We start from the raw sequence: 26,111 nt of genomic DNA, 5'->3' as shown, positions 1-26,111 counted from the left end.
TACTTTAGAGAACCCGCCTGCCTTGTTCTCATGCATGCCGTTGTTCCAAAACCGGAACCCACCTTTTGGGCGACATGCATTCGCGGAGTTTTCTCATGCGTGTCACATCGGATCTGTGGGTCTCGGCCCTGTTGCGCCGGGTTTTCGGCGCCGGCGGATTTGCCGCCGTGGTCAAGCGCGGCGCGACCGAGGCCGGCGCTATCTTCGTCCTGGCGCGGGGCAGGCTGGGCGAGGTTGCCCTCTTCGGGCCGGCGCCGCAGACAAGCTATGATTCGGCCAAGCCCGACGACCGGTTTTTCACTCTGCTCGGAGCCGGCGAGGATGCCTCCGTGCTCGACGCCAGGCTGGAAAGGGAGAAAAAGTTCGATCCCGACATTTGGGTGGTCGAGATCGAGGCCGGCACCGTGCCTGTCGAGGAGCTTATTTCCGTGAAGACGCCCTGAGGCCGGAGGTATCAGCCGCATCGTCGCTGTTCGAGGCGGTGCGTGTATCGCTGTTGGCAGGTGCTGCGCCGCGAACCGCCCTTGAAAGGGTTTCCGCCCGCCACGACCGCATCTTGTCCTGGGCCGCTTCGCGATGCAGCAGCCGGTAACGGTCGAGGAAAGTCCGGATAGCCTGCGGATGCGGGAACTGGCTGGGATAGACGGCAACCGCGATCAGGAAGGCCCTGTCCTCGCTGAGGTCGAGCGAGCGTAAGGCGGCAAGCAGTGAGGCATAATTCTGGTTGGCGGTGAGCGATCGCGCGATCTCGAAATCGATATCGAGTGCATCGGCGAGCGCGGTTTGGAAGAACGCGGCGTTTCCCGTCAGAGCTGTCTCGCGCAATTTCACATAGGTGTCGGCGCCCTTGAAAGGATCGGCGTTCGTCGCTGCCGCCTCATCGCCCGGGCGCATCATCGAGCGCAGCCTGCGCCGTGCATTCTCGGCTGCGATGCCGAGCGCCTGTTCCCGGGCCAACTCGCCGGAGGCGGTTTCCGCGCTCGCTGGCGCGATCTTGTCTGCCGCGGCGGCGTTCGCATCCGGTTCAGGCGCACGCACCAGGGTTGGCCTCTCTAGGGCCCTGATCAGATCAGCAATGGTCGGGTTCAAGCCCTTGCGGCGGGCGATGGCACGCGCATGCGGCAGGCCATGTCGCCCGATCAGGGCGATGAGATCGATGTCGCTGACGGCGCGTGAGCGGATGAGCAGCGGCGCGGCAATGTCGACCGGTTCCTCGCAAAGGCGGCGCACCAGGGCGGCGGGGGCGTATTCGCATTCGGAAAGGGCGGCCGCCACGTAACGGCGAGATTCGACGGACACATTGTCGAACAGCGGCAGCGTCAGGTCTTCGAGTTGGCCAATCTCACGGCGTGAAGGGCGGGTGAGCGAGCAGAACGCCGACACCGCGGCGCGGAACAGCCTTTCGGCCTTTCCCGAGTCTTTTCGTACCGCGATTTGCCTGAAGTCCGAAGATGACACGAAGGATACGCCCGTACTCGACACAACCTTGACGACGCTCGACCGGGACCGTGTCGGTTCCGAGAATGCCAAGAACAAAGTTCAAGTTAGCGACGATCCGTTAGCGTTCCGTTAACCCTCTGCCGGCCTTAATGACATTTGGAGGCGTTGCGTTGTGCTCCGGGGAAACCGAGAGGAATGCGCGAACCATGGGCATGGTACTGTCTTTCGTGCCGCGTACGGCACCAAACACCAGAGTAAAGCAAACCGCTGAAATGCCGGCGGCGGTGATCATCTTTCCCGGCATCCGCTACGAGCGGCCGTGTGCCGGCGAAGTGCGGCCGGTCGATCCCGACAAGCCGGGCTCGCCAGGAACAAAACCGGTCCCGCACCACTGAGTTTCGGCGGCCACCGACCACTGGTCCGGGATCATGGCTAGAAGTCCTGCAACTCGCAGGAACTCTGTTCGAAGAAGTGCGACACGATCGGCTTCCAGCTCTCGTCGGGGACGAAGGCGCGGATGACGAAGATGCCTTCCTCGATCGGCGCTTCGACGAAGATCGCCCCCTGAAGATCCTCTGGAAGATCCTTGCGCACGTCGATCATCTGCGCCGGCGTCAGCACGACGGCATCCAGAACGCCGCCGGTCGCTGTGTGGTCGTTGAAGGAATAGATGTTGTGGCCGCTGCGGTCATAGACCGAGACCGACCAGAACGGGACATGTCCAGGTGCCTTGACGCGGACCATGCCTTCGCCCAGATCGAACCGGCAGGCCGTCGCGTAAAACAGCGGGTCGACGGATTTCACCACGGGCGCGCCACCGGCCTCGGCATCGAGCCGCGTCATCTTGTATAGGTCCGACGCCATGGACAGCCGCGACCAGGCATCGCGTTCGGAAAACTCGGGCACCAGCAGCAGCACGGCGATGTGCACGATGCCGGCGCCGAGCAGGCCGAGCAGGACGGCATGCAGAAGTCCGCGCATCGCAGCGTAAAAACTACGCATTGCAGCCGACCTTGACGATTTGCGGCAGCGAGACGTCCGACAGGCCGGTGCTGCTGGCGATCGGCGTGTCGTAGAAGGTCAGCACGAAATACATCCTGCCGGAGCCGTCTGTCAGCAGCCAGTTGCCCGGCATCGGGTGATGGCCGGCGGAAATGATCACCGAATTGTCGGGCTGGCGCACCACCCCATAGGATTGCAGCGCCGCCAGCCGGGGTTTGCCGGTTTCGACCACGCCGAGCGACTGGTCGGCGGCATAAAGCGTCCAGAACCGTGCCGTCGGGAAACCACCCTCGATTGTGTAGGTGCATTCGCGCTTGAGCTCGGCGCCGCCCGTGTCGCGCTCGGCGACGAAGGACAGCCCCTCGGCGCGGCCGAGCGCAAGCACACCCTCGCGCGCCACGCGGGCTTTGGAATAGGGATCGGCGGCCGGCGTGCCGATATCGGGAAAGGCCGTCCATTGGCCGATCCTGATGGCGCCGACACCATCCTGGACTTTCAGCGCATACCAGACGCTGCCGCCACCGCCGACGATGGCTATGGCAAGCGAAAGCAGCGTCAGGAAGGCATTCTTGAGCATGAGGGGCCGGGAACACGAAGAGTTGCCGCTCGGGGATATCGCGGCGCGGGGCCTTGTGGCAAGCGGGCCGATGGATTTGCCGCCCCGGACCAGTTGAAAGACCTGCCCAGTCGGAAAGATCACAGCGCCGACAGCGTCTCCGGCGGTTGAGGCGTACTGAGGACGGGGGCCGACTGGAACAGCGTGGTCATGTCCCGCAGCGTCTGGGTCGTGCGGCTGGACAGCACCGGCGGCCGCTCGGCCGCCGCATTGGCCGCCGCCTGTTCGTCGCTCTTCTTCAGCGCTTCCTCGGCCTTGGCCGCGATCTCCTCGTCGACGAAAGGTTTGTCGATGCCCGGGATCGGCTTGAGGTCGATATTCTGGTGCGCGTAGACCATCAGTCGCTGCCACACCATCGCCGGCAGTGAGCCACCGGTCATGTTCTTGGTCGGCGTGAAGTCATCATTGCCCATCCACACCGCCGCCGTGTAGTTGCCGGTGAAGCCGACAAACCAGGCGTCGCGGTAGGACTGCGTCGTGCCCGTCTTGCCAGCGACGACGATGTTGGGAAGTTGAGCCCGCCGCGCGGTGCCCATCACCGGCACTGCCGCCAGCATGGTGTTCATCGATTTCAGTGCCTGCTCCGACAGCACCCGGTGCGGCGGCGGCGCATCCTTGGCGAAATCATAGACCACCTCGCCGGTGCGGGTGACGAGCTGGCTGACGCCGTGCCGGGAGCCGACGAAGCCATTGTCGGCGAACACGCTGTAGCCCGTCGCCTGGTCCATCACGGTCATGCCCGAGGTGCCGAGAACCATCGTCTTGTGTGCTTCGATCGGCGATTCCACACCCATCGCCTCGGCCATGGCCTTGATCGGGCCGATGCCGAGATGATCCTTGGCCAGCCGCACCGGCACGGTGTTGATCGATTTGGCCATTGCCATGATCAAGGTGACGTTGCCCGCCGACCCGCCGTTGTAATTGTGCGGTGACCAGCTGCCCCAACTGATCGGGCCGCCGGAAATAATGGAGTTGGGAGTGAAGCCGTGTTCCATCGCCGTTGCGTAGACATAGGGCTTGAATGACGAGCCGGTCTGGCGCAGCGCCTTGGTGGCGCGGTTGAACTGGCTGGCGCCGTAGTCGCGGCCGCCGACGATGGCGCGCACGGCGCCGTTGGTCTCGATGACCACGACCGCGCCCTCGGTGACGTTGTACTCCTTGCCGAACTGGCGCAGGTGGAATTCCACCGATTCTTCCGCCGCCTTCTGGATGTTGGCGTCGAAGGTCGTGTGGGCGACGAGCGAGTGCTGGCCGGGCTTGGCGATCTTCTTGACCTCGTCGAATGCCCAGTCGAGGTAATAATCCGGGCTCTTCTGTTCGCCTCGATCGACGACGTCGGCCGGATGCAGCCTGGCCTGCAGGACCTGGCCCTCGGTCATGAAGCCGGCATCGACAAGGTTGGACAACACCACATTGGCGCGCGCACGCGCCGCCGGCAGGTTGATGTGGGGGGCGTATTTGGTCGGCGCCTTGAACAGACCGGCCAGCATCGCCGCTTCGGCGAGGTTCAGGTCCTTGACGCTCTTGCCGAAATAGAAGTCGGCGGCCGCCTCGATGCCGAACGTCCCGCCGCCCATATAGGCGCGGTCGAGATAGAGTTGCAGGATCTCCTTCTTCGATAGATTGGCCTCGAGCCACAGCGACAGGAAGGCTTCCTTGATCTTGCGCTCCAGCGTGCGCTCATTGGTGAGGAACAGGTTCTTGGCCAGCTGCTGGGTGATGCTCGAGCCGCCCTGAACGACGGAGTTCGCCCGCACATTCTCGAAGATGGCGCGCGAAAGGCCGAGCACATCGATGCCGTAGTGATCGAAGAAGCGACGGTCCTCGGTGGCAAGCACCGCCTTGATGACGTGATCGGGCATCTCGTCGACCGGCACGGAATCGCGCTGGATGATGCCGCGCTGGCCGATCTCGTTGCCATAGCGGTCGAGGAAGGTGACGGCGAAGTCACCCTGGGCGCGCCAGTCGCCGGCCGTGTCCTGGAAAGCCGGAATGGCCAGCGCCAGCATCACCACGATGCCGACGGCGCCGAGCGTGAAACCTTCGCTCAACAGTTCGATGATGCCACGGCGCCAGCCGTTGACGCGGAAGCGCCGCGAGAAGATCGTCGCCGATTCCCAGAACTGGCGCGCCTTGAAACCGATCTCGTAGAGCGAGGAATCGATCCACGCGTCGAGCGCCAGCAGCCGGGCGGCGATCGGACCTCTTCTCTTGCGCGGTTCGGGACTGGCCATTCGATATCCGGCTAGCAATTGCACGACCTGAGAACCGCAAACCGGCAATTTCAGGGCGATGCATTCCGCAAGACTATTCCTCCATTTTTCCAGCACTCACAAGGGCGGCGAAGACACAGTATCGGGTTTGTTGCTGATGGGCCGGGCCGGGAATACAACTCGACGCCAACAGCATGTGACAGTAAAAGCCCGCGCCTCCAGCGGCGACGTGTGCTTTTTTATCACTGCAGCACGGGCGCGCCTCAAGCAGCTCGCAGGCTTTCTTTCGGGCGCAAATTCTGGTTCATGCGGAACAGGTTCAATGGGTCGTAGCGCTGCTTGATTTCCAGAAGCCGTCGATGGTTGCCACCATAGGCCGCTTCGACCCGGTCGACCTCGTCCTCTGGCATGAAGTTCACATAGGCGGTGCCGGCGGCATAAGGTTTGGCCGCCTCGCAGATTGAACGAGCCCAGTCGGTGCAAGCCTTGTCCATCGTCGGTTCGCGCCAGCGGGCGTGAACGTTCATGACGAAATGCGAACTGCGCTGTGGAAACGCCGTTGCGTCCTCCTTGACGCGACCTGCCGCGCCGCCGACATGGCCGATAAATATCTCGCATTCGGGTCCCGGCAGCCTGGCTATTGCCCCCCTGACGACCGCAGCCGCCTCCTCGGAAAACTCGGTGAAGTCATGGCTCTTCCAGTAGTTGCGGGCGCCGGGCGTGAGCAGTGGGTCGAATGCCTGCTGCCAGCCGGTGAACGGGCTGGGGCCCACGACATCGGCAATCGGCGTGCCGATGGCTCGAAGTTTTTGCGTCGCCTTTTCGCCTGCCTCGATGTCGCCGCAATAGCACATGGCCAGCACCAGAACCTCCTTGCCATGCCACTCCGCGGGCAGGAAGGGCAGCGGCGGCGCCTGCCGCATGACCACCCAGCAGGTCAACTCGTCAGGTGCGGTCTCGAGCGCCTTGCGATACTCCCGCAGCACCTTTTCGGCATCGGCGAAGGGATGGACGACAAGCCCCGCCAGCACTTGCGGTCCAAACTCATGGAGTTCGAACTCGAATGCCGTGACGACGCCGAAATTGCCGCCGCCGCCGCGCAGCGCCCAGAACAAGTCCGGATTTTCGGCATGGCTGGCCCGGAGCAGTTTGCCATCGGCGGTGACCACATCGACGGAGGCAAGATTGTCGATGGTCAGGCCGAATTTGCGGGTGATCCAGCCGAAGCCGCCACCCAGCGTCAGGCCGGATATGCCGGTGGTCGAGTTGATGCCGGTCGGTACCACCAGCCCGAAGGCCTGCGTTTCCTTGTCGACATCGGCAAGCGTCGCGCCAGGCCCGACCCATGCCCGCCGCGCAGCGACATCGACCCGCACCGATTTCATCAATGACAGATCAATCATCAGGCCACCATCGCAGACCGCACTTCCGGCAATGTTGTGGCCGCCGCCGCGCACCGAGACGAGAAGCCTGTTCTCCCTGGCGAAATTCACGGCACTGATGACATCGGAAGCTCCGACGCAGCACACGATCAGCCCGGGCAGCCGGTCGACCGTGGCATTCCAGACGGTCCGTGCTTCGTCATACGCTGCATCGCCTTCGCTCAGCATTTTGCCGCGCAATTGTGCCGAAAACGCTTCCAGGGCTGCGGCGTCGACTGTCGTTTTGCCGCGTTCAAGCGTGGTGAGGCTCATGGTGTTCATGGTTTCCTCCCGATTTGCAGATGAGCTGTCCTATCCCAAAAGACGGTTTTACTGTGCGCTTATATTAGCTATCGCGCAAGTTTCGCATCGGGCAGCGTTCCGACTCGCAAGCCGGGCACATGGTGCCGCCAGCCGGCGATCTCAGCCGTTTTGCCCGCGCGACCTTGCACCCTCGGCCGCCAGGATGCCGATCATGCTGATGCGAATGTGAGCGAAGCAGCGTAGCGCTATCCCACTCCTCAGGCCGGTTCGCGCTTCAGCGCCTGCGCCATGCAGTGGATGCCGCCGCCGGTCTTGGAAATCTCGTTCATGTCGACGGCCGCGACCTCGAAACCGCGCGCCTTGAGCTGGCCGATCAGCGTCTGGCTGGAGGTCGGCGCGATCACCCGGTCCTTGCCGAGCGACATGAAGTTGCAGCCGAGGGCCATCGTGTCCCGGAACGGCACGTCGATGATCTCGTGGCCCTTGCCCTTCAGCCAGTCGACGATGCCGGGTTCGGTGCAGGCGAGGCAGACGGCGGTCAGCTTTTCGGCGATCGGCACCACCATCAGGTCGATATGGACGTAGTATTCGTCGATGAAGGCGATGCGGGTTTCCCAGCCCTCCTTGTCGAACCAGGCTTGTACTTGGCGCGCGCCTTCCTCCTGCGTGCGGGCGCCGCCGCAGCCGATCAGCACGACGCCGTCCTCGATGACGTTGAAGTCGCCGCCCTCGAACGTACCAGCCGTGACCATGTCGTAGATCGGGATGCCGAGCTTTTCGTAGGTGCGGATTGCGGCATAATTCTCGCCGCGCCGCCACCAGTTGGCCATGGCGGTGATGAAGGCGCCGTAGGGCGTCATGACGCTGGAATCGCGGGAATAGACCTGCATCGGCAGTTCCGGCGTCGGCTCGTGCCAGTGGATGTTGACGCCGAAATGCTCGTAGGCGGCGACAAGGTCCTTGTGCTGCGCCTGGGCAATCTGCACGTTGCAGGGTGCCTCGCGCAGATGCTTTCGCGACAGCGAGCTAGTCGAGAGATGACGCAGGAAATTGGGTGAGCCGAGCAGCACGTCGGTCAGCACGTCGGTCTCGTTGGCGAAGCCCCAGGCGGTCAGCGGCTTGGTGCCGCCGGCAGGGTTGCGGCGCTGCAGCGAAAACGGCTCGGCGACAATGCGGTCATGAACGGTCATGGGGTGCTCCTCGTGAGGGTGTCTAATTGCTCGGTATCCACCAGTCGCGTCCGCGTGGGGTGGTGACATATTCAGGCCAACGAAATCCAATCGGCGGCTCGTAGTCGCAGAGCGGCGCGATCCAGTTCGAGCCGCCTATGCCGCCGCCGGTGCGGGCGACGAATTCATTCATCGCCGCATCGCGGGCGGTTTTGTCCTCGAGCAGGCGAAGGGCGGCGAGCGCGATCGTGCGGGAGGCGCAGGCCACCATCGGGTCGATGGTGGCGGGAATACCGCCCAACGCATTCATCACCCATGACGGATAGGGATAGCCGGTCTCCGAACGCAGCGCCGGGCGGGCGACATAGAAGCGCGCCGTCGGCGCATGCCACGACATGTCGGTGTAATCGTCGGAGGTCGAATTGACCTGCGAGGGCGGCAGATCGCGGCGCAGGATCGCTTCCGCCGCCTGCGGCTCGATCAGGCGCTCCAGTTCTTCTATGAACGGCTCGTCGCTCGCCATGCGCCCGGCATTGACCTGTATTTCGCGCGCGACTGCCTTGGCGTCTTCGTCCCAGCGCGGCGGCCCCACGCTCGACAGTGCTTCATAGGCGATTTCGGCCATGGCATGGTTGGCAAGTCCCGGCCGTGACTTCGACACCCAATGCCGCTCATGGCGGCAGCCGCTCATGCTGGCAGCGGCCTCGGCATTGCGGTCGAGCACCGCGGTGACCTGCTCGGCCATGGCAAGCGTCGGCACGCGGATCATGTACTGGATCTCGGCCAGCCCCGCCGGCAAATTGTCGGCGGTCGCTTGCCCCGCCGTCAGGATCGCCTCGCTGATCGACCAGCCGCCCTGGTGAGGCAGCATGGAATCGCGCAGAGCCTTGGAGGCCATGTACATCATCATCAATGCGTCGTTGGCGCCGGGCGCGCGCGCCGCCGAATGTGCTTGCGGAATGGGTGCGGCACCCGCAGCCAGCGCCCAGCGCTCCGGTTGGTCGCAGATGAATCGATAGATCATCGCGTAGGCCGCGCCGCAATGCGTGTCCCAGCGCGCCGTGTTGCAGAGCGGCAGCATATAGAACGGATGAAAGGAGATCATGCCGGCAAGGCCGTCATAATAACCCTTGGCGGCATGGATCGGCTTGGACCCACGCACCTTTTCCGCCGGTTCGCCGGTGAAGCGCAGCGTGCCTGATATGCCGTGGCGCTGCATCGCGGCCTTGGTCGCCAGCAGCCCGCCGAGGCTCGAAATACCCAGTCCGGAATGCGGGTCGGTGTGGCCGCCGGCCTGGTTGCCAAGTCCCCGGCGCGGACGCTCGACCGTAGCGGCATCCTGGCAATTGCCCGGCACCGCGTCGTATTCGGCGTACATGCCGATGGTCGGGCCGGGGCCATTGGTCCAATGCGCGCAGAAGGCGGTCGGCATGCCGCCGGAACCTTCTTCGACGGAAAAGCCTTCGAGTTTCAGCCGCTCGACATACCAGGCGGCTGATTGATACTCCCGCCACGCGGTCTCGCCGTAATCGAAGATGGTGCGTGTCCACGCGGACAACAACGGCTGGATGCCGTCGAGACAGGCAAGGGCGGTTGCTTGCGCCGAGGTGGCCACCGGTTTCTCCATGGCATGAGAAGAAAGCAGTGAAGCGGGTCGCTAAAAAGTGATATGTTTTCCCGGTTCGTGCAAATTCGGTTCACCTGAGGCTCCTTGCGTATACCATCGACACAAGCGCTGCGTGCGCTCGACAGCTTCGCCCGCCACGGCAGCGTCTGGCGCGCCGCCGACGAGTTGCACCTGACCCGCAGCGCTGTCAGCCATCAGCTTCGCCTGCTGGAGCGCGACCTCGGCTTCGACCTGCTCGAACGCATCGGCAAGGGCGTGGCGCTGACGCCGCGCGGCCAGCGCTACGCCAGCGACGTGCGCAAGGCGTTGACCGTGCTGGGCGACGCGGTGACGCGTGATGCCGGCACCGGCGTCGGCGGCTCGTTCGCCGTCAGTTGCACGCCCGGCTTCGCCTCGCTGTTCTTGTGCACCCATATCGGCGAGTTCCGGCAGATGTATCCTGACGTGGCGCTGCGCATTCTGACGCCGCGGCGGCTCGACGATGTTAGCAACGCCGATGCCGATGCCTTCATTGCGTTTGGTGTCGGCAATTGGCCGAACCGGGCGGTCGAACCGCTCTGCGAAATCTCGTTCACGCCGCTCTGCAGCCCGACGCTGCTCAACAAGATCGGCGGTTTTTCCCGGCCGTCGGACGTGCTGCGGGCCAACCTGCTGCATCTCGATGACACCGAGGATTGGGCGCGCTGGCTGGCGCTCTCCAAGGTGGAAAACCCCGACATTGAGGGCGGCATCTTCTTTTCGGACATGAACCTCGTCTTTTCGGCGGCGATTGCCGGCCAGGGCATCGCCATGGGCGACGAACTGACCAGCCGGCGGGCGCTGAGCGAGGGCCGGCTGGTCAGGCCGTTCGACATCGCGATCAAGTCGCCGCGCTCCTATTTCCTGGTCTCCGAACATGCCAAGGCTTCGCATCCGGTTCTGGAAGCGTTCGCGGGATGGCTGCGGTCGAAACTCCAGGAGAACCGCATTCTGCCGTATTGAGGGCAGTTGGCGACATCTCGCCATAGATGAATGGAATTTGCCGATCACGCGAAAACTATTCGGTTGCGGTGAGCCGGCACCCTGCCTACGATTTCGACAAGCGTTAGGGAAAGGGCAGTATGCAGCAACCCGGCCGTGCCGCAGAGATCAAGGCAATCGGGATCGGCAAGAGCTTCGGCTCGTTCCGTGCGCTGGACAATCTGTCGCTCGATATCGGCCGTGGCGAGTTCCTGACCCTGCTCGGGCCGTCCGGTTCGGGCAAGACCACCTTCCTGATGATCCTTGCCGGCTTCGTTCAGCCGACCGAGGGCAAGCTGTTCAGCGACGGCGTCGACATCACCGACCGGCCGGCAGAGCAACGCGCCGCCGGCATGGTGTTCCAGGGCTACGCGCTGTTCCCACATATGAGCGTAGAAGCCAACATCGCCTTCCCACTCAAGGTGCGCAAGAAATCGGCCGCCGACATCAAGCGCCGTGTCGGCGAGATGATCGAGCGCGTCGGCCTCAAGGGCCACGAGAAGAAACTGCCGGCGCAGCTGTCGGGCGGCCAGCAGCAGCGCGTGGCGCTGGCGCGAGCGCTGGTGTTCGAGCCGGGCGTGCTGTTGCTCGATGAGCCGTTTTCCGCACTCGACAAGGGCCTGCGCGGCCAGATGCAAGCCGAGATGAAGCGGCTGCATCAGGAGACCGGAACCACCTTCGTCTTCGTTACCCACGACCAGAGCGAGGCGCTGGCGCTGTCGTCGCGCGTCGCCATCTTCAACCATGGCAAGCTGCTGCAGGTCGGAGCGCCCGACGAGGTCTACGACCGGCCGGACAACCGCTTCGTCGCCGAATTCCTCGGCGAGATCAACATGCTGCCCCTAAAGGGGGTCAAGCCCGCCGGCAATGGCTCGACTGGCCTGTGCGAAGACCGCGCGGTCAGCATGGGCTGCAAGGCCGAACTCGTGCGCGGCGATGCCATCCTGGCGATCCGGCCCGAATACATGTCGATATCGGGCGAGGCGGCAGATGGTGAGAATGGCATCGCCGCTACCGCCACCAACTCCACCTATCTCGGCGCGGCAACGCGGCTCGACCTGACAACGCTGCAAGGCGCCAAGGTCACGGTCTCGGTGCCGAACGAGGTGGCTGCCGCGGCCTTGAGCAAGGGCAACTCCGTCTGGCTCACCTGGCCGGCGGAAAAGGGTTTCCTCCTTCCGTATGGAGGGCAATGACGAACGGTGTGGCGAGATATCGCAGCACCGTTTTCCGGCACTATCAACAACAAAAAAGGGGAACTGACATGACACATGACACCAAGAAACAAGCCATCGAGAGCCTGTCCGCCAGGGCAGGTCGCGGCGAGATCTCGCGCCGGCAATTCACACAGTTGGCGGCACTCGTGCTGGCCGGCACGCCGATGCTGCTGCGCTCGACAGGTGCCTTTGCGCAGGCCAAGGAACTTGTGCTGGTCAACTGGGGTGGCGATGCCATCACCGCCTACGATGCCGCCTATGGCCAGGCCTTCACCAAGGACACCGGCATCACCGTCAAGATGGACGGTTCGGGTCCGACCGAAGGCGCCATCGCCGCACAGTTCAAGAGCGGCGCGCCGACCTGGGATCTCGTCGACGTAGACCCGTTCTCGGCCATCACGCTCGGCGCCCAAGGGGCTCTCGAGCCGATCGATTACAACATCGTCGACAAGAAGAAGATGCGGCCCGGCTTTGGTTGGGAATACGCCGCCTCGACCTATTTCTTCTCCTATGTCATCGCCTATGATTCCGAGAAGTACGGCAAGGACGCGCCGACCGGCATGGCCGATTTCTTCGACGTGAAGAAATTCCCCGGCAAGCGCTCGCTCTACAAATGGGGCGTGTCGAGCTGGGAAGCGGCGCTGCTCGCCGACGGTATCGCGCCTGCGTCGCTCTACCCGCTCGACCTCAAGCGCGCCCATGACAAGATCGCCGCCTTCAAGGAAAATGTCGTTGCCTATTGGGGCGGCGGCGCCGAAAGCCAGAGCGTGCTGCTCAATGGCGAGGCCTCGATGGCGATCGTCTGGTCGACCCGCGCCTCGCTGATCGAGCAGGATTCGGGCGGCAAGATCAAGTTCATCTGGGACCAGGGCCTGATCTCGCCCGGCGCGCTGGCCGTGCTCAAGGGCAACCCCGGCGGCAAGGACGCTGCGATGAAGTTCATCGCCAGTGCCCAGGACCCTGAAAAGCAGCTGGTCATGTTCGACAAGCTCGGCCAAGGTCCTGCAAACCCGGCTGCCGACGCGCTGATCCCCGCCGACAAGAAGCGCATCAATCCGGTCGATCCCGAGAACATGAAGAAGCAGATCGCGCTCGACATGGACTGGTACGCCAAGAATTACGGGCCGGCGCTCGACGAATACACCAAGATCATCTCGGCCTGATCAGGGGCGGGGTAATCGGGTCGAAATGAGATTTTATCTCTCCGACAGGATGGGCGCGGCGCTGTTGATGGCGCCGCTGCTCCTGTTTCTTGTCCTGGCCTATGCCTGGCCGTTCCTCGGCGTCGTCAAATGGAGCTTTACACTGCCGACGCCCGGCCTCGGCCAGTATGAGGCGCTGCTCACCGACGATCTCGTGCAGTCGGTGTTCATCCGCACGCTGCGCATCGCGGCGGTCGTCACTGTCGTTTCGGTGGCAGCTGCCTACGCCATCACCGTCGTCTGGGTGCGTGGAACCCCGGCACAGCGCCTGATCGCCGAGTTCTGCATTCTCGTTCCCTTCTGGATTTCCGTGCTGACCCGTGCTTTCGGCTGGGTGGCGCTGCTCTCCAATCGCGGCCTGATCAACACCTGGCTGCAGGCGATCGGCTTCATTTCCGAACCGCTGGCGCTGGTGCGCAACGAATTCGGCGTCATCGTCGGCATGACGCACTTCCTCATTCCGTTCGCCGTCTTCCCGCTGGCATCGGCCATGCGCAGTCTCGACGACCGCGTGCTCCTGGCCGCGCGCGGGCTCGGCTCCAGCCGCATGCGCACCTTCTGGACGGTGTTTGTGCCGATGACGCGCTCCGGCATCATCGGCGCGGCGATGATCGTTTTCGTCTTCTCGCTCGGCTTCTTCGTCACGCCGGCGATCCTCGGTGGCGGCCGCAGCGTCATGATCGCCGAGCTGATCTATCTCAGGATCTTCCAGAGCCCGGACTGGGGGCTGGGTGCAGCGATCAGCGTCGTGCTGGTGCTGTTCGTCGGCGCGCTGATGGCGCTTTTGTTCCGCTATGTCAGACCGAAGCAGTTGATCTGATGCCGACCTACCGCCCCGGTCCCGTCTCGCTGATCATCGCCGCCTTCGTGGCGCTGTTCCTGCTGATGCCGCTGCTTGCGGTCATCCCGGTATCGCTGACGCCGAGCCGCATGCTGGCTATGCCGTCGGGCGAACTATCGCTGCGCCACTACCGGGCGCTGGTCGAGGACCCGCGCTGGCTCCAATCGATCCTGCTCTCGATCCGCATCGGCGTCGTCAGCAGCGCCTTTTCCACCGTGCTCGCGCTGTGCTTCAGCCTTGGCGTCTGGATGTTCCAGCCGCGCTTCACCGCGGCCTTGGTCGGCTTCGTGCTGCTGCCGATGGTGGTGCCGCCGGTGGTCTCGGCGATCACGCTCTACTTCCTGCTGACCTCGATCTCGGGGTTCAGCGCGTTCTTCGGCTACGACACCTGGCTTGGCGTCGCCATGGCGCATTCGGTGATGACCGTGCCCTTCGCCACGGTGCTGATGCTGGTCTCGCTCAGCCAGCTCGACCGCCGCATCGACCTTGCCGCGCGGGGCTTAGGCGCCACTGTGTGGGAGCGCGCCACCCGCATCATCATGCCCAACATCAAGTTCGGCATCATTACCGCGGCGCTTCTCTCCTTCGTGCTGTCCTGGGAAGAAATCGGCGTCACCCTGTTCATCACCTCGGTCAACGCCATCACGCTGCCCAGGCTGATGTGGATGGGCCTGCGCGACAACATCGACCCAGCGATCGCCGCGCTCTCGGTGATCCTGATCATCATCACCGTTCTGGTGCTGGCGGTGCGCAGTTTCGTGGCCAGGCAGCGTGGGGGCTATTAGACAAACCGCACGGAGACGCTGCCGAACCTGCCCAAATCGCCAATGACTTCGTCGCCGGCCTCGACCCCAATCGGCGTCACGCAGGTACCTGTAATCACCACCTGTCCCGGTTGGAGCGCTATGCCCAGGCCCGACAGCTCGTTGACGATCCAGGTGAGCGCGATGCGAGGATCGCCCAACACGGCTGCTCCCGATCCGCTATGTTGCGGCCTTCCGGAAACGGAGGCGACCACGGGGTGCTTTGCAAGGTCCACGTCTCGCCAGTCGTCCGCCGCCTCGCCGATGACAAACAGATTGGCGCAGGCATTGTCCGCAATGAGTTGCGGCGCCCCGACGGCGCAAAAATCGTCATAGCGTGAGTCCGGAATTTCGATCGCCGGGTGCAAGGTCGCCACGGCTTTCATCACCTCGGCGATTTCATAGGGTGCCGGACGAGGCGGCAGTTCGCGTCCGAAGCGGAAAGCGAACTCGATCTCGGCCACGCGCATCTTGCTCGTCGCCAGGGAAACCGTCCCGCCGACCTCCACCGCTTTTTCGGCCAGGAGACGTCCGGCCATCGGGCCGTCGACGTTAATGTGCCTTTGTCCGGCCAGACTGGTCGCGGCAATCTTCCAGCCGAAAAGTGGGGCCACCGAGCGATCCATGACATGCGACTGGATGGCGTAACCTTCGAGCCGTGTTTGTGGGCGCAACGCCTCAGGTATGGCGTCGAGACGGGTGCCCTTGTCCCAGTGGCCTACCAACAACCGAGACGCAGCCCTGGTCTTTTCTGCATCGAGCATCATCAGCTTCCGAAATGGCTTCGTGGATCAAAAACGGCAAGGAACATTGCGTCATGCGACCCTGTAGAGCGAGAATATGTGACCAGGAATCGAGTGTCTATGCTCCCGGCGCGGTGCCCGCGGACGATGGTGTTGGTAAAGTCGCCTTTCGAGATCATCGGCATCATTACGATGACGAATCGCCATCGCCTCCGCGCGTCGAATGGCTATATCTGTCAGAACACGCAGAACGCGGACAGGCTTCCGAAAAGCAATAGTCGGCAGCGCAGGAACCGGAGGAAAAGACGATGACCGCGCCAGGCGATTTACAGCAGGCACTGTTTCTCAGGCTGAAAAGCGATGCATCGCTGTCGGCCTTGCTGGGCGGCGCCGGACTGCTCGAACGGCCAACCGATAATGCCGCTTTTCCGTACGTGACCTGGGGCCATACCTCCGCTTTCGACTGGGATACGGGCACCGAGAACACCGACGATCAGTTGATTACGCTGCATGTCTGGTCGAAAGCCCATGGCGACGCGGAAACGCTTGCCATCATGGCCGCCATCCAGGCGCGCCTTGCCGACGCAGCATTGGTGATTGGCCCTCGCGGCCAGACACGACTGTCGCTGGAATTTGCCGAAGCCCGCCATGACGAGGATCTGCTCGTGCATCACGGGCTGCTGCGTTTTCGCGCGATAACGCAGGAAAATGCCTGATGCGCTTTCAATATGGTCAAAACCGAGTCTAGACTGGACTTTCGCGGGATTTCACCTGTTCGAGGCGGTGAAATTCCAGGTTGATTGTCTCGCGTTGCAGGGGTGTGGCGAGCATGTTTTCAGCGACGTTCACCGTTCATTTCACGTTCAGCACCGATGCGTTACAACGCCGGTCATGAAAACGCTTCGCTCCCACTTCCGAACCGCGACACTGGCGCTTTGTGCTGCCGGACTGTTCGCGTCGCAGGCGATAGCGATACCGGTCATCGCGCCGCCCGACCTGGCCAGTCCGATCGTACTGGCGGCGTCCGATTGCTACGCCATCGGCCAACAGGTGGCCGAACAGAATGGCGGAACGCTGGCCAAGGCCTCGCAGTCGACGCGCGGCGGCCAGCCGGTCTGTGTCATCGTCGTGCTCGTTCCGGGCAAGGACGGACAACGTCCGCGCCGTTCCGAAATCGTCGTTCCGCTGAACTGATCTAATCAACCTTAGGCTACGTTTCCCAGGCCGCCGGAATCGGCCTATATCTGCCCCAGTCTTCAATCTGACAAAGCTCTTCAACAGGTAAAGCTCTTCAACAGGTATCGAACTCCGCATGCGTGTACTCGTCGTCGAAGATGACAAGGATCTCAATCGGCAGATATCGGATGCGCTGGTCGATGCCGGCTATGTCGTCGACCGCGCCTTCGACGGCGAGGAAGGCCATTTCCTTGGCGACACCGAGCCCTACGACGCCGTCGTGCTCGATATCGGCCTGCCGCAGATGGACGGCATCAGCGTGGTCGAGCGTTGGCGACGCGGCGGCCGCAAGATGCCGGTGCTGATCCTGACGGCGCGCGACCGCTGGAGCGACAAGGTCTCCGGCATCGATGCCGGCGCCGATGACTACGTCACCAAGCCGTTCCACATCGAGGAGGTGCTGGCGAGGCTGCGGGCCCTGATCCGGCGGGCTGCCGGCCATGCGTCGTCCGAACTGACCTGCGGGCCGCTGCGTCTCGACACCAAGGCCTCCAAGGCCGATGTCGACGGCGTGCCGCTGAAACTGACGTCGCACGAGTTCCGCCTGCTTGCCTATCTGATGCACCATATGGGCGAGGTCGTCTCGCGGACCGAACTGGTCGAGCACCTCTACGATCAGGATTTCGACCGCGATTCCAACACCATCGAGGTGTTTGTCGGGCGGCTGCGCAAGAAGATGGGCATCGACATGATCGAAACCGTGCGCGGCATGGGCTACCGCATGCGTGAGCCGGAGGCGTAACTCGGAACCGCTCAAACCAACCGCAAGGACGCCGCTTTCGCTGCGTTTGTGGCCGCGTTCGCTGACGTTCCGCGTCATCGCCTTTTCCACGGTCTGGGCGATCGTGACGCTCGTCGTCATCTTCACCTTGATAACCACGCTCTACCGCCAAGCCAGCGAACGCGGCTTCGACAGCCTGCTTTCGGCGCATCTGTTCAACCTGATCGGTTCGATCGGCATCTCCGACAGCGGGGCGCTGACTGGCGCGCCAGACCTCGGCGACCTTCGGTTCTCGGAGCCGAATTCGGGCTGGTACTGGTCGGTGGAGCCCGCTTCGGAAGGTGTGCATGGTGATCTTCATTCGTCTTCGATGTTGAAAAACATCCCGTCGCCGAGCGTTGCCGAGGTGCCGTTCAATGCCAGCTTTCAGCGCAGCTACGCAGCCGAAGGCATCGACGGCGAGCAACTCGAAGTTTTCGAGAGCGAATTCGTTCTCGACGCCAAGAACCGGGCCGCGCGTTTCCGCGTCATGGGCAACCAGAGCGAACTCGAACAGGAAATCGCTACCTTTCAGCGCCGCCTGCTGACCTATCTCAGCCTGTTCGGCGTCGGCATGATCGCCATCAACGCGATCGCCATCCTGCTCGGCCTGCAGCCGCTGCGCCGGGTCAGGAACGCGCTAGCCATGGTGCGCGAAGGCACCGCCCAGAGGCTCGACGGCCGCTTCCCGGCCGAGATCGAACCGCTTGCCAACGAAACCAATGCCTTGATCGAAAACAACAGGCGCATCGTCGAGCGGTCGCGAACACAGGTCGGCAATCTCGCCCATTCGCTGAAGACGCCGCTGGCGGTACTGCTCAACGAGGGCCGCGCGCTCGGCGGTGCCAAGGGGCAGCTGATCGCCGAACAGGCCGCTTCCATGCAGAAGCAGGTTGAACACTATCTCCAGCGCGCCCGCGTCGCGGCACAACGCGACAGCGTCGTCTACCGCACGCCGGTGACGCCGCTGGTGCAGCGCATGGTGCGGGTTATGCAGAAGCTCAATCCGCGGACAAATCTGTCGCTGTCGCTGCCGGCGGCCGAGATCGTCTTCGCCGGCGAGCGCGAGGACCTTGAGGAGTTGCTGGGCAATCTCCTTGAAAACGCGATGAAATGGGCAAAGAGCGCGGTGCAGGTTTCGGTCGTGCCCTTGACCGGCAAGGACGACCCGGCCGGCCTGTTTGAGATCGGCATAGAGGATGACGGTCCAGGCATTCCCGAGGACAAGGCGCGCGACGCGCTGAAGCGGGGACGGCGTCTGGACGAGACAAAGCCCGGAACAGGCCTGGGGCTGGCCATTGTCGCAGACCTCGTCAACGAGTATGGAGGCGTTCTGGCGCTCGAGCGGTCCGGTATGGGCGGATTGAAGGCGGTGGTGCGATTGCGGAGCCTTCAGTGATGTTCACTAGGGCCAATCGACATAGAGGGACGGGAGATGTTATTGGCGGCATTTCGATTGGTCCTGCAGCGGCCAGCGGCCAAATTTCCGACAAATATCAATACTATGGCCACGCCAACTTCTCCGATGACGCGGCCCCCGGCGCGTCCATGGCAGGCTCCCACTCAAGAAAATCGGTTGTTGGCATGAAGATTCGCGTCGCTCTCGTTTCCGCATTGCTGGCTGTTTCCGGCTGCACCACCTTGAGCGGCAAGGGTCCAACCGTGGCAGTGACACCGGCCTCGACACCTCCTTCCAGCGGCAAGGTGACCACGACGATCATTTCGGCGATGGGCGGCGGCCTCATCAGCGGGGCGATCGGCAACGGCCTCAGCGAGACCGAGAAGCGCAGCGCGCTTGAGGCTGAATACAAGGCGCTAGAATATACGACCAGTGGCCAGAAGGTGACGTGGAAGGGCGCTCAGGCTTCGCGCTACGGCGAGGTGGTTCCGGCCCAGCCGTACCGCGTCGGTTCGCAGGACTGCCGCCAGTACACGCAGACGGTGTTTTCCGCCGGTGCCGGGGTCACGGCGCGTGGAACCGCTTGCCGCAACGCCGATGGCAGCTGGACGCCGCTGACCTGACGACCGTCTGCCGACGATTGGCGGCTGGCGTCGTCAAAGCGTCGCAGCATGCATCTGTTGGCACGGCAGAGCTCTGCCGGTATTGGAAGAACCATGCTGTTCTGGGTCATAGCCGCCATTCTCACGCTGGGTGCAAGCCTGGCGGTGCTGCTGCCGCTGGCCGCCAGCGCCAAGGGCGCGTCGTCGAGCGGCGAACATGATCTCGAAGTCTATCGGGACCAATTGTCCGAGCTTGACCGCGACGCCGCGCGTGGCTTGATCCAGCCGGCCGAAGCCGCCGAGGCCCGCGCCGAGATCGCTCGCCGCATCCTTCGCCTTGACAATGCGGGTGCCGTCGGCGGCGCAAACCCTGGCCGAGCGCCGGTCACGGCAAGGCTGGTGGCAACCGTAGCCGTGCTGGCGGTGCCGCTGGTCAGTTGGGGGCTCTATGTCAAGCTTGGCTCTCCTGACCTGCCGTCGCAACCGCTCAGCGAGCGGTTGGCCAAGAATCCTGCCGACAGTTCGGTCGACGAGCTGGTGGCGCGGGCCGAAGCCCATCTGGCCGCCAATCCCACTGACGGCAGGGGCTGGGACGTGCTGGCACCGGTCTATCTGCGCATGCAGCGCTTTTCCGACGCGGCAGGAGCCTATCGCAACGCCATTCGGCTCGATGGCGACAGCGCCGTTCGCCAGGCCGGTCTCGGCGAGGCGATCGCCAGCGCGGCAGGCGGCATTGTCTCGGCCGATGCCCAGGATGCTTTCGAAGCAGCCCTGAAGCTCGATCCGGCCAATGCGAAGGCCAGCTTCTACCTGGCCATGGCATTGGCGCAGGAGGGTCGCGCCAAGGAAGCGACCACGGCATGGCAGGCGATGCTGGACAGATTGCCGCCGGATTCGCCATGGCGCGGTGCCGTCGAGCAGGCGCTCGCCAAATCCGGAAGCTCCGACGTCGCTTCCGGCGGCGCCACCAACGGTCCCGATGCCGGCGATGTCGACGCCGCATCCTCGATGTCGCCGCAGGACCGGGAGACCATGATCAATACGATGGTTGCCGGCCTCGACGACAAACTGCGGCAAAATCCGCGCGATCCGGAAGGATGGATGCGGCTCGTTCGTTCCTATGTCGTGCTCGGCAAGGCCGATCAGGCGCGTGAGGCGCTCGGTCGCGCCATTGCCGTCTTTGGAGCCGACAGCGACCAGGCGAAGAAATTCACTGCCTTTGCCGCTTCGCTTGGGCTTGCGGCGACGGAGTAGAACAAGACATGACGCGCAAGCAGAAACGATTGTCGGTGATCGCGGGCGGGCTGGTCTTCCTGGCTGCCGCGACCGGGCTGACTTTTTACGCGCTTGGCCAGAAGGCCTCCTATTTCTACATGCCGGCCGATCTCACCACCGCCAGCGTCCAGCCTGGCCAGCGCATCCGGTTGGGTGGATTGGTCGAAAAAGGCACGATCCAGCGCGGGCAGGGGGCCACGGTCGGCTTTTCGGTGACCGACACGCACAAATCGGTCAAGGTCACCTACACCGGCATCCTGCCCGACCTTTTCCGCGAAGAGCAGGGCGTCATCACCGAGGGTACTTTCGGCCCGGACGGGGTTTTTGTTGCCGATAGCGTGCTGGCCAAGCATGATGAGCGCTACATGCCCAAGGAGGTTGCGGACGGCCTCAAGGCCAAGGGCGTCTGGCAGGAGAACAAGAGTGAATAGCTCCGGCAGGAGAGCGACAATGGATCACGGGCATGGTTGAAACGGGACATTTCGCCCTCGTCCTGGCGTTTGCGCTTTCGCTGGTGCAGACGGTGGTGCCGCTGTTTGGCGCGCGCCTGAACAACCAGCGCCTCATGGCCGTCGGCGGTCCGGTCGCAGTGACCGGCTTTGCCTTGACGGCGCTGTCCTTCGCAGCGTTGGCGAGTGCCTATGCAAGCTCCGATTTCTCGGTGGCGAGCGTGTGGGAAAACTCGCATTCCTTGCAGCCGTTGATCTACAAGATCACCGGAACTTGGGGCAATCATGAAGGCTCGATGCTGCTTTGGGTGTTGATCCTGACCTTCTTCGGCGCGCTCGTCGCCGCTTTCGGCTCCAACCTGCCGGCGACGCTGCGCGCCAATGTGCTTGCGGTGCAAGGCGCCATCGGCGCCGCCTTCTTCCTGTTCATCCTGGCGACGTCCAATCCGTTCATCCGGCTCAATCCGGCGCCGATCGAAGGCCGCGATCTCAACCCGATCCTGCAGGATCTCGGCCTCGCCATTCACCCGCCTTTTCTCTATCTCGGCTATGTCGGCTTCTCGATCTGTTTTTCCTTCTCGGTTGCCGCTCTCATCGAAGGCCGCATCGACGCGTCCTGGGCACGCTGGGTGCGGCCGTGGACGCTGGTCGCCTGGATGTTCCTGACCGGCGGCATCGCCATGGGATCGTACTGGGCCTACTACGAGCTCGGTTGGGGCGGTTTCTGGTTCTGGGATCCGGTCGAGAACGCCTCCTTCATGCCGTGGCTGGCGGGGACCGCGCTGCTCCATTCGGCCATCGTCATGGAAAAGCGCTCGGCGCTGAAGATCTGGACGCTGCTGCTCGCCATCCTGACCTTTTCGCTGTCGCTGCTCGGCACCTTCCTCGTGCGTTCAGGCGTGCTGACCTCGGTGCACGCCTTTGCCACCGATCCGACGCGCGGCGTGTTTATCCTGTGCATACTGACGCTGTTTATCGGCGGCTCGCTGGCGCTGTTTGCGCTGCGCGCTTCCCGGCTGACGACCGGCGGCCTGTTCCAACCGATTTCCCGAGAAGGGGCGCTGGTCCTCAACAATCTGTTCCTGACGACGGCGACGGCGACCGTCCTCGTCGGCACACTCTATCCGCTCGCCGTCGAAGCCTTTTCAGCCGACAAGATCTCGGTCGGCGCGCCGTTCTTCAATCTCACCTTCGGACCGCTGATGGTGCCGCTGCTGCTCGTGGTTCCGTTCGGGCCGTTGCTGGCCTGGAAGCGCGGCGATGTCTTCGCCGTCGCGCAGCGCCTTATGGCGGCCTTTGCAGCGGCGCTGCTGGCGACGCTGGTCACCGCTTTGTTCATCGACGGCGCCTCGGTGTTCGCAGCCCTGGGCGTTGGCCTTGCCGTCTGGCTGATCCTTGGCGCGCTCACCGACCTCGCCGTCAAATCGGGGGTCGGCAATGTCGCAGCGGGGATCATGGTCAGGCGCTTGCTCGGCCTGCCGCGCTCGGTCTTCGGCACCGCCTTCGCTCACCTTGGCCTCGGTCTGACCACGCTCGGCATCGTCGGCACACTTTGCTTCGGCACCGAGAAGATTCTGTCGATGCATGCCGGTGAGACCGTCGAACTGTCCGGCCATACGCTGCGTTTCGTCGGGCTTCATCCGGCCCAGGGACCGAATTACAGCGAGGATCTCGGCCGCTTCGAACTGATCGGCGTCAGCGGCAGCCCTGTTGGCGAAATCAGCTCCGCCAAACGGTTTTATCCGGTGCGGCAGATGACGACGACGGAATCGGGCATCAGGACGATTGGTTTCTCGCAGCTCTACATCTCGCTCGGCGACGAGGGCAATGACGGTTCCGTCGTCGTCCGTCTGTGGTGGAAACCGCTGGTGACGTTGATCTGGGGCGGCGGCCTGATGATGATGGCGGGCGCGGCGATGTCACTGATGGACCGGCGCCTGCGCGTCGGCGCGCCGTCGCGGCGGCGCAAGCAGGCGAGCGCGGTGCCATCCGCGACCCTGCCATGAACGCGCGGCTTTCGCTGACCTCCATTGTCCTGCTGCTGGCGCTGTCCTTTGCCGGCACGGCCCTGGCGGTGAAGCCTGACGAGGTGCTGCCTGATCCGACGCTGGAGGCGCGGGCGCGGGCGCTCTCGGAAGGCTTGCGCTGCATGGTCTGCCAGAACCAGTCGATCGACGAATCCGATGCCGACCTTGCCCGCGACCTGCGCGTCCTTGTGCGTCAGCGCCTCGTCGCCGGCGACACCGACCAGCAGGTGATGGATTACGTCGTGTCGCGTTACGGCGAGTTCGTGCTGCTGAAGCCGCGTTTCGACCTGCGCAATGCGTTGCTTTGGGGCACGCCCGTCCTGCTGTTGCTGGTGGGAGGCGGTTTCATCGTGCTGACCGCGCGGTCGCGCCGCGTGCTGGCGACCAATGCGTTGACCACTGAGGAACAGGCGGCGCTGGACAAGATACTAGGCAATTAGCTCGGCCATTCCTCCGAGGGCCAGTCCCGCGACGTGTGAATGACGCGCAGGATAGCGACGCTCTGACGGCTAGCGATCGGGCGCAACTCATAGGCAATGATGTAGGGCAGGCGGTCGATGAGCTTCTCATATGTGCCTGTCACTCGGCCTGGGCGGCCCGTCGCCATCTCACCAAGGCCCTGGCCCATTTCACGAATACGATCCGCCAGGCGTCGGGCGGCAGCAGGATTGTCCTGAGCGATAAAGGCAACTTGCTGCTTAAAATCGTCCAGCGCTTCTCGCGACCAGGCGACGAACCGCTTCACGCCTTGCCCAAGCGCCTGGCTTCCGCCGATTCGATGACTGCGTCGATTTCCGCCATCGCATCGTCGTGAGGCACGACACGGCCAGCCGCCGCATCTTCCATGCCGCGTTTGATGCCTTCAATGATATCGAGTTCGCGATCGACGTAGGCCGAGACCGCCTCGGCGGCGAGGAACGATTTGCTACGCCGGGTGTCGGTGGCGATCCGCTCCAGCTTCAGCTTGGTTTCGGGAGAGACCCGGATGGTCATGGTGGTGCTTGCTGTCATTTATGAAAGCCTTGTGCTGAGTTGTGTACAAGATAGCACATTGGACATCGCAGCCAAGGGGATTGTACGTCCCCTGACTCCCAAACATTACCAAAGTTTCATGTGTCGGAAATGGCGCTGTAATGTGTGCCGCTCTAATTCTCCTTTCCTGAGGATGCCGACCAAGCAGCGTCCGTTGAAAGAGGATAAGAAATCCATGAATATTGCCCCCAATTCATATTCCGTCACCCGCAAGCGTCTCATGGCTGCCGTCGCATCTGTCGCGGTGGCCGGTGCGATCGGCGTTGGCGCGCTGACCAGCGGAACCAGCCCTGTTCTGGCCGATGCCGTGCGCGTCGAGGCGCCGCAGGTGCCGGGCTTCGCCGATGTCGTCGAGCGCGTTTCTCCCGCCGTTGTCAGCGTCAAGGTCAAGGCCAAGATCAGCCCGGCCGCCGATGATGGCTCCGACCCGTCCGACGACCAGGATGGCATGAACAACCTGCCCAACAATCCACAGCTGCGCCGCTTCTTCAAGGAATTCCGTGGCTTTGGTGACCAGGACGGCCAGGGTGGCGGCAACAGGCGCTTCAGCCACCGCGACCGCAACAACGACCAGCCGCGGCCGGTTGCTCAAGGGTCCGGCTTCTTCATCTCGGATGACGGCTATCTCGTCACCAACAACCACGTCGTTTCGGAAGGCTCGGCCTTCACCGTGGTGATGCATGACGGCAAGGAGCTCGACGCCAAGCTGATCGGCACCGACCCGCGCACCGATCTCGCCGTGCTTAAGGTCGACGGCGTCGGCAAGTTTACCTATGTCGACTTCGCCGATGACTCCAAGGTTCGCGTCGGCGACTGGGTGGTGGCCGTCGGCAATCCGTTCGGCCTTGGTGGAACCGTCACCGCCGGCATCGTCTCCGCCCGCGGCCGTGACATCGGCGCTGGCCCTTATGACGACTTCATCCAGATCGACGCATCGGTCAACCGCGGCAATTCTGGCGGTCCGACCTTCAACCTCAACGGCCAGGTCGTCGGCATCAACACCGCGATCTTCTCGCCGTCAGGCGGCAGCGTCGGCATCGCCTTCGACATTCCCGCTTCGACCGCCAAGCAGGTCGTTCAGGACCTGATGAAGAGCGGTTCCGTGCAGCGCGGCTGGCTCGGTGTGGAAATCCAGCCGGTCACCTCCGACATCGCTGAGTCGCTTGGTCTGAAGTCCAACAACGGCGCACTGGTTTCCAGTGCCCAGGACGATGGTCCCGGCAAGAAGGCGGGCATCACGGCCGGTGACGTGATCACCCAGGTCGACGGCAAGGATGTCGCTTCGCCGAAGGAACTGGCCCGGCTGATCGGCGCCTATTCGCCTGGCAAGTCGGTCGACGTCACCGTGTGGCGCGACGGCAAGAGCCAGACGGTCAAGGTCGATCTCGGCAAACTGCCCTCGAACGACAAGCAGGCCTCTGTCGACCAGCAGCAGCCCGCCGCCCCGGCCAAGCCCGACACGCTGGCCGATCTCGGCCTGACCGTTACCAAGTCTGAAAACGGCAAGGGACTGGTGGTGACCGATGTCGATCCCGACAGCGATGCCGCCGATCGCGGTATCCAGCCGGGCGACGTCATCACATCGGTCAATTCGACCGAAGTGAACGGCACCGACGACGTCACCAAGGCGATGACCGATGCAGTCAACTCCGGCCGCAAGGCAGTGCTGATGCAGATCACCCGCGACGACACCAATCGTTTCGTCGCGCTGCCCGTCGCCAAGGGCTGAGGTCGGTCCCGGAGCGTTCTCTCGGCCTTTCCAGGTGGGTGAGGG

General features: G+C 63.4%; 27 protein-coding genes. 17 read left to right on the top strand and 10 right to left on the bottom strand.

Features of this window, described 5'->3' with window-relative positions:
• Positions 1 to 95 precede the first annotated feature (95 nt).
• Positions 96 to 443 (top strand): DUF1491 family protein, encoded by a 348-nt coding sequence (locus NKI66_RS18785; RefSeq protein WP_023812792.1) that lies wholly within the window; start codon positions 96 to 98, stop codon positions 441 to 443.
• On the opposite strand, the gene NKI66_RS18780 is transcribed toward NKI66_RS18785, so the two are convergent.
• A complete protein-coding gene (locus NKI66_RS18780) occupies positions 421 to 1,458 on the bottom strand; it encodes a hypothetical protein (protein WP_023812793.1) in 1,038 nt (345 codons plus the stop codon). The genes NKI66_RS18785 and NKI66_RS18780 overlap by 23 nt on opposite strands.
• 188 nt (positions 1,459 to 1,646) lie before the next feature.
• Between NKI66_RS18780 and NKI66_RS18775 the strand changes: the two genes are divergently transcribed.
• On the top strand, positions 1,647 to 1,835 hold the full coding sequence (locus NKI66_RS18775; RefSeq protein ID WP_023812794.1) for a hypothetical protein: 189 nt from the start codon (positions 1,647 to 1,649) through the stop codon (positions 1,833 to 1,835).
• 37 nt (positions 1,836 to 1,872) lie between these two features.
• Here NKI66_RS18775 and NKI66_RS18770 read toward each other — a convergent pair whose 3' ends face one another.
• The 6 genes from NKI66_RS18770 to NKI66_RS18745 form a co-directional block, all read right to left on the bottom strand.
• On the bottom strand, positions 1,873 to 2,442 hold the full coding sequence (locus NKI66_RS18770; protein ID WP_023812795.1) for a DUF1254 domain-containing protein: 570 nt from the start codon (positions 2,440 to 2,442) through the stop codon (positions 1,873 to 1,875).
• Positions 2,435 to 3,019: a DUF1214 domain-containing protein gene (locus NKI66_RS18765; protein WP_023812796.1), complete on the bottom strand. Its 585-nt coding sequence runs from the start codon at positions 3,017 to 3,019 to the stop codon at positions 2,435 to 2,437. The genes NKI66_RS18770 and NKI66_RS18765 overlap by 8 nt, the downstream gene beginning before the upstream one ends.
• Before the next feature lie 119 nt (positions 3,020 to 3,138).
• Positions 3,139 to 5,292, bottom strand: a complete 2,154-nt coding sequence (locus NKI66_RS18760) for a transglycosylase domain-containing protein (protein WP_023812797.1) — start codon at positions 5,290 to 5,292, stop codon at positions 3,139 to 3,141.
• A gap of 242 nt (positions 5,293 to 5,534) precedes the next feature.
• A complete protein-coding gene (locus tag NKI66_RS18755) occupies positions 5,535 to 6,974 on the bottom strand; it encodes an FAD-binding oxidoreductase (RefSeq protein WP_023812798.1) in 1,440 nt (479 codons plus the stop codon).
• Positions 6,975 to 7,213: 239 nt separating this feature from the next.
• Positions 7,214 to 8,146: a dimethylarginine dimethylaminohydrolase family protein gene (locus tag NKI66_RS18750; RefSeq protein WP_352609863.1), complete on the bottom strand. Its 933-nt coding sequence runs from the start codon at positions 8,144 to 8,146 to the stop codon at positions 7,214 to 7,216.
• Positions 8,147 to 8,168: 22 nt separating this feature from the next.
• The gene (locus tag NKI66_RS18745) at positions 8,169 to 9,752 is read right to left on the bottom strand and encodes a zinc-binding metallopeptidase family protein (protein WP_031213575.1); all 1,584 of its coding nucleotides are present in this window, start codon (positions 9,750 to 9,752) and stop codon (positions 8,169 to 8,171) included.
• Positions 9,753 to 9,836: 84 nt separating this feature from the next.
• On the opposite strand from NKI66_RS18745, the gene NKI66_RS18740 reads away from it, so the two are divergent.
• From NKI66_RS18740 to NKI66_RS18720, 5 genes are all read left to right on the top strand, one after another.
• Complete coding sequence (locus NKI66_RS18740) at positions 9,837 to 10,733, top strand: LysR substrate-binding domain-containing protein (RefSeq protein WP_023812801.1); 897 nt, start codon at positions 9,837 to 9,839, stop codon at positions 10,731 to 10,733.
• Positions 10,734 to 10,852: 119 nt separating this feature from the next.
• Positions 10,853 to 11,947, top strand: a complete 1,095-nt coding sequence (locus NKI66_RS18735) for an ABC transporter ATP-binding protein (protein WP_023812802.1) — start codon at positions 10,853 to 10,855, stop codon at positions 11,945 to 11,947.
• A 68-nt stretch (positions 11,948 to 12,015) separates the two neighbouring features.
• The gene (locus tag NKI66_RS18730) at positions 12,016 to 13,131 is read left to right on the top strand and encodes an ABC transporter substrate-binding protein (protein ID WP_023812803.1); all 1,116 of its coding nucleotides are present in this window, start codon (positions 12,016 to 12,018) and stop codon (positions 13,129 to 13,131) included.
• 25 nt (positions 13,132 to 13,156) lie between these two features.
• Positions 13,157 to 13,990: an ABC transporter permease gene (locus NKI66_RS18725; protein WP_023812804.1), complete on the top strand. Its 834-nt coding sequence runs from the start codon at positions 13,157 to 13,159 to the stop codon at positions 13,988 to 13,990.
• Positions 13,990 to 14,796, top strand: a complete 807-nt coding sequence (locus NKI66_RS18720; protein WP_023812805.1) for an ABC transporter permease — start codon at positions 13,990 to 13,992, stop codon at positions 14,794 to 14,796. Before NKI66_RS18725 ends, NKI66_RS18720 begins: the two co-directional genes overlap by 1 nt.
• Here NKI66_RS18720 and NKI66_RS18715 read toward each other — a convergent pair.
• Entirely contained in the window at positions 14,793 to 15,578 is a 786-nt protein-coding gene (locus tag NKI66_RS18715) for a 2-keto-4-pentenoate hydratase (RefSeq protein ID WP_023812806.1), read from the bottom strand. The two genes, NKI66_RS18720 and NKI66_RS18715, sit on opposite strands and share 4 nt — an antisense overlap.
• 287 nt (positions 15,579 to 15,865) lie before the next feature.
• Here NKI66_RS18715 and NKI66_RS18710 point away from each other — a divergent pair, with 287 nt between their 5' ends.
• The 9 genes from NKI66_RS18710 (at position 15,866) to NKI66_RS18670 (ending at position 23,745) form a co-directional block, all read left to right on the top strand.
• On the top strand, positions 15,866 to 16,273 hold the full coding sequence (locus NKI66_RS18710; RefSeq protein ID WP_023812807.1) for a DUF3168 domain-containing protein: 408 nt from the start codon (positions 15,866 to 15,868) through the stop codon (positions 16,271 to 16,273).
• Between the two features lie 175 nt (positions 16,274 to 16,448).
• On the top strand, positions 16,449 to 16,751 hold the full coding sequence (locus NKI66_RS18705; RefSeq protein ID WP_023812808.1) for a hypothetical protein: 303 nt from the start codon (positions 16,449 to 16,451) through the stop codon (positions 16,749 to 16,751).
• A 118-nt stretch (positions 16,752 to 16,869) separates the two neighbouring features.
• Complete coding sequence (locus tag NKI66_RS18700; protein ID WP_023812809.1) at positions 16,870 to 17,535, top strand: response regulator transcription factor; 666 nt, start codon at positions 16,870 to 16,872, stop codon at positions 17,533 to 17,535.
• A complete protein-coding gene (locus NKI66_RS18695; RefSeq protein ID WP_352721843.1) occupies positions 17,519 to 18,952 on the top strand; it encodes an ATP-binding protein in 1,434 nt (477 codons plus the stop codon). The genes NKI66_RS18700 and NKI66_RS18695 overlap by 17 nt, the downstream gene beginning before the upstream one ends.
• A gap of 185 nt (positions 18,953 to 19,137) precedes the next feature.
• Entirely contained in the window at positions 19,138 to 19,575 is a 438-nt protein-coding gene (locus tag NKI66_RS18690; protein WP_023812810.1) for an RT0821/Lpp0805 family surface protein, read from the top strand.
• A 93-nt stretch (positions 19,576 to 19,668) separates the two neighbouring features.
• Positions 19,669 to 20,808: a c-type cytochrome biogenesis protein CcmI gene (gene ccmI, locus NKI66_RS18685; protein WP_023812811.1), complete on the top strand. Its 1,140-nt coding sequence runs from the start codon at positions 19,669 to 19,671 to the stop codon at positions 20,806 to 20,808.
• A gap of 8 nt (positions 20,809 to 20,816) precedes the next feature.
• Entirely contained in the window at positions 20,817 to 21,260 is a 444-nt protein-coding gene (gene ccmE / locus NKI66_RS18680; protein ID WP_023812812.1) for a cytochrome c maturation protein CcmE, read from the top strand.
• A 32-nt stretch (positions 21,261 to 21,292) separates the two neighbouring features.
• Entirely contained in the window at positions 21,293 to 23,284 is a 1,992-nt protein-coding gene (locus NKI66_RS18675; protein WP_023812813.1) for a heme lyase CcmF/NrfE family subunit, read from the top strand.
• Entirely contained in the window at positions 23,281 to 23,745 is a 465-nt protein-coding gene (locus NKI66_RS18670; protein ID WP_023812814.1) for a cytochrome c-type biogenesis protein, read from the top strand. The genes NKI66_RS18675 and NKI66_RS18670 overlap by 4 nt, the downstream gene beginning before the upstream one ends.
• On the opposite strand, the gene NKI66_RS18665 is transcribed toward NKI66_RS18670, so the two are convergent.
• Positions 23,742 to 24,050 carry a type II toxin-antitoxin system RelE/ParE family toxin gene (locus NKI66_RS18665; protein ID WP_023812815.1) on the bottom strand — a complete coding sequence of 103 codons (309 nt, stop codon included), beginning with the start codon at positions 24,048 to 24,050 and terminating at the stop codon, positions 23,742 to 23,744. The two genes, NKI66_RS18670 and NKI66_RS18665, sit on opposite strands and share 4 nt — an antisense overlap.
• Entirely contained in the window at positions 24,047 to 24,316 is a 270-nt protein-coding gene (locus NKI66_RS18660; RefSeq protein ID WP_023812816.1) for a CopG family ribbon-helix-helix protein, read from the bottom strand. Before NKI66_RS18660 ends, NKI66_RS18665 begins: the two co-directional genes overlap by 4 nt.
• A 196-nt stretch (positions 24,317 to 24,512) precedes the next feature.
• Here NKI66_RS18660 and NKI66_RS18655 point away from each other — a divergent pair, with 196 nt between their 5' ends.
• Positions 24,513 to 26,066 (top strand): Do family serine endopeptidase, encoded by a 1,554-nt coding sequence (locus NKI66_RS18655; RefSeq protein ID WP_023812817.1) that lies wholly within the window; start codon positions 24,513 to 24,515, stop codon positions 26,064 to 26,066.
• The last annotated feature ends 45 nt before the right edge of the window (positions 26,067 to 26,111 follow it).

It is taken from the genome of Mesorhizobium sp. M0518, assembly GCF_040321125.1.
In the GTDB taxonomy this organism is placed as follows: domain Bacteria; phylum Pseudomonadota; class Alphaproteobacteria; order Rhizobiales; family Rhizobiaceae; genus Mesorhizobium.
This window is presented reverse-complemented; position numbering and strand designations above follow the sequence as displayed.

Coding starts and splice junctions, on each gene's coding strand:
- NKI66_RS18785 (WP_023812792.1), top strand. CDS start 96: ATGCGTGTCACATCGGATCTGTGGGTCTCGGCCCTGTTGCGCCGGGTT.
- NKI66_RS18775 (WP_023812794.1), top strand. CDS start 1,647: ATGGGCATGGTACTGTCTTTCGTGCCGCGTACGGCACCAAACACCAGA.
- NKI66_RS18770 (WP_023812795.1), bottom strand. CDS start 2,442: ATGCGTAGTTTTTACGCTGCGATGCGCGGACTTCTGCATGCCGTCCTG.
- NKI66_RS18765 (WP_023812796.1), bottom strand. CDS start 3,019: ATGCTCAAGAATGCCTTCCTGACGCTGCTTTCGCTTGCCATAGCCATC.
- NKI66_RS18760 (WP_023812797.1), bottom strand. CDS start 5,292: ATGGCCAGTCCCGAACCGCGCAAGAGAAGAGGTCCGATCGCCGCCCGG.
- NKI66_RS18755 (WP_023812798.1), bottom strand. CDS start 6,974: ATGAACACCATGAGCCTCACCACGCTTGAACGCGGCAAAACGACAGTC.
- NKI66_RS18750 (WP_352609863.1), bottom strand. CDS start 8,146: ATGACCGTTCATGACCGCATTGTCGCCGAGCCGTTTTCGCTGCAGCGC.
- NKI66_RS18745 (WP_031213575.1), bottom strand. CDS start 9,752: ATGGAGAAACCGGTGGCCACCTCGGCGCAAGCAACCGCCCTTGCCTGT.
- NKI66_RS18735 (WP_023812802.1), top strand. CDS start 10,853: ATGCAGCAACCCGGCCGTGCCGCAGAGATCAAGGCAATCGGGATCGGC.
- NKI66_RS18730 (WP_023812803.1), top strand. CDS start 12,016: ATGACACATGACACCAAGAAACAAGCCATCGAGAGCCTGTCCGCCAGG.
- NKI66_RS18725 (WP_023812804.1), top strand. CDS start 13,157: ATGAGATTTTATCTCTCCGACAGGATGGGCGCGGCGCTGTTGATGGCG.
- NKI66_RS18720 (WP_023812805.1), top strand. CDS start 13,990: ATGCCGACCTACCGCCCCGGTCCCGTCTCGCTGATCATCGCCGCCTTC.
- NKI66_RS18715 (WP_023812806.1), bottom strand. CDS start 15,578: ATGCTCGATGCAGAAAAGACCAGGGCTGCGTCTCGGTTGTTGGTAGGC.
- NKI66_RS18710 (WP_023812807.1), top strand. CDS start 15,866: ATGACCGCGCCAGGCGATTTACAGCAGGCACTGTTTCTCAGGCTGAAA.
- NKI66_RS18705 (WP_023812808.1), top strand. CDS start 16,449: ATGAAAACGCTTCGCTCCCACTTCCGAACCGCGACACTGGCGCTTTGT.
- NKI66_RS18700 (WP_023812809.1), top strand. CDS start 16,870: ATGCGTGTACTCGTCGTCGAAGATGACAAGGATCTCAATCGGCAGATA.
- NKI66_RS18690 (WP_023812810.1), top strand. CDS start 19,138: ATGAAGATTCGCGTCGCTCTCGTTTCCGCATTGCTGGCTGTTTCCGGC.
- ccmI (WP_023812811.1), top strand. CDS start 19,669: ATGCTGTTCTGGGTCATAGCCGCCATTCTCACGCTGGGTGCAAGCCTG.
- ccmE (WP_023812812.1), top strand. CDS start 20,817: ATGACGCGCAAGCAGAAACGATTGTCGGTGATCGCGGGCGGGCTGGTC.
- NKI66_RS18675 (WP_023812813.1), top strand. CDS start 21,293: ATGGTTGAAACGGGACATTTCGCCCTCGTCCTGGCGTTTGCGCTTTCG.
- NKI66_RS18670 (WP_023812814.1), top strand. CDS start 23,281: ATGAACGCGCGGCTTTCGCTGACCTCCATTGTCCTGCTGCTGGCGCTG.
- NKI66_RS18660 (WP_023812816.1), bottom strand. CDS start 24,316: ATGACAGCAAGCACCACCATGACCATCCGGGTCTCTCCCGAAACCAAG.
- NKI66_RS18655 (WP_023812817.1), top strand. CDS start 24,513: ATGAATATTGCCCCCAATTCATATTCCGTCACCCGCAAGCGTCTCATG.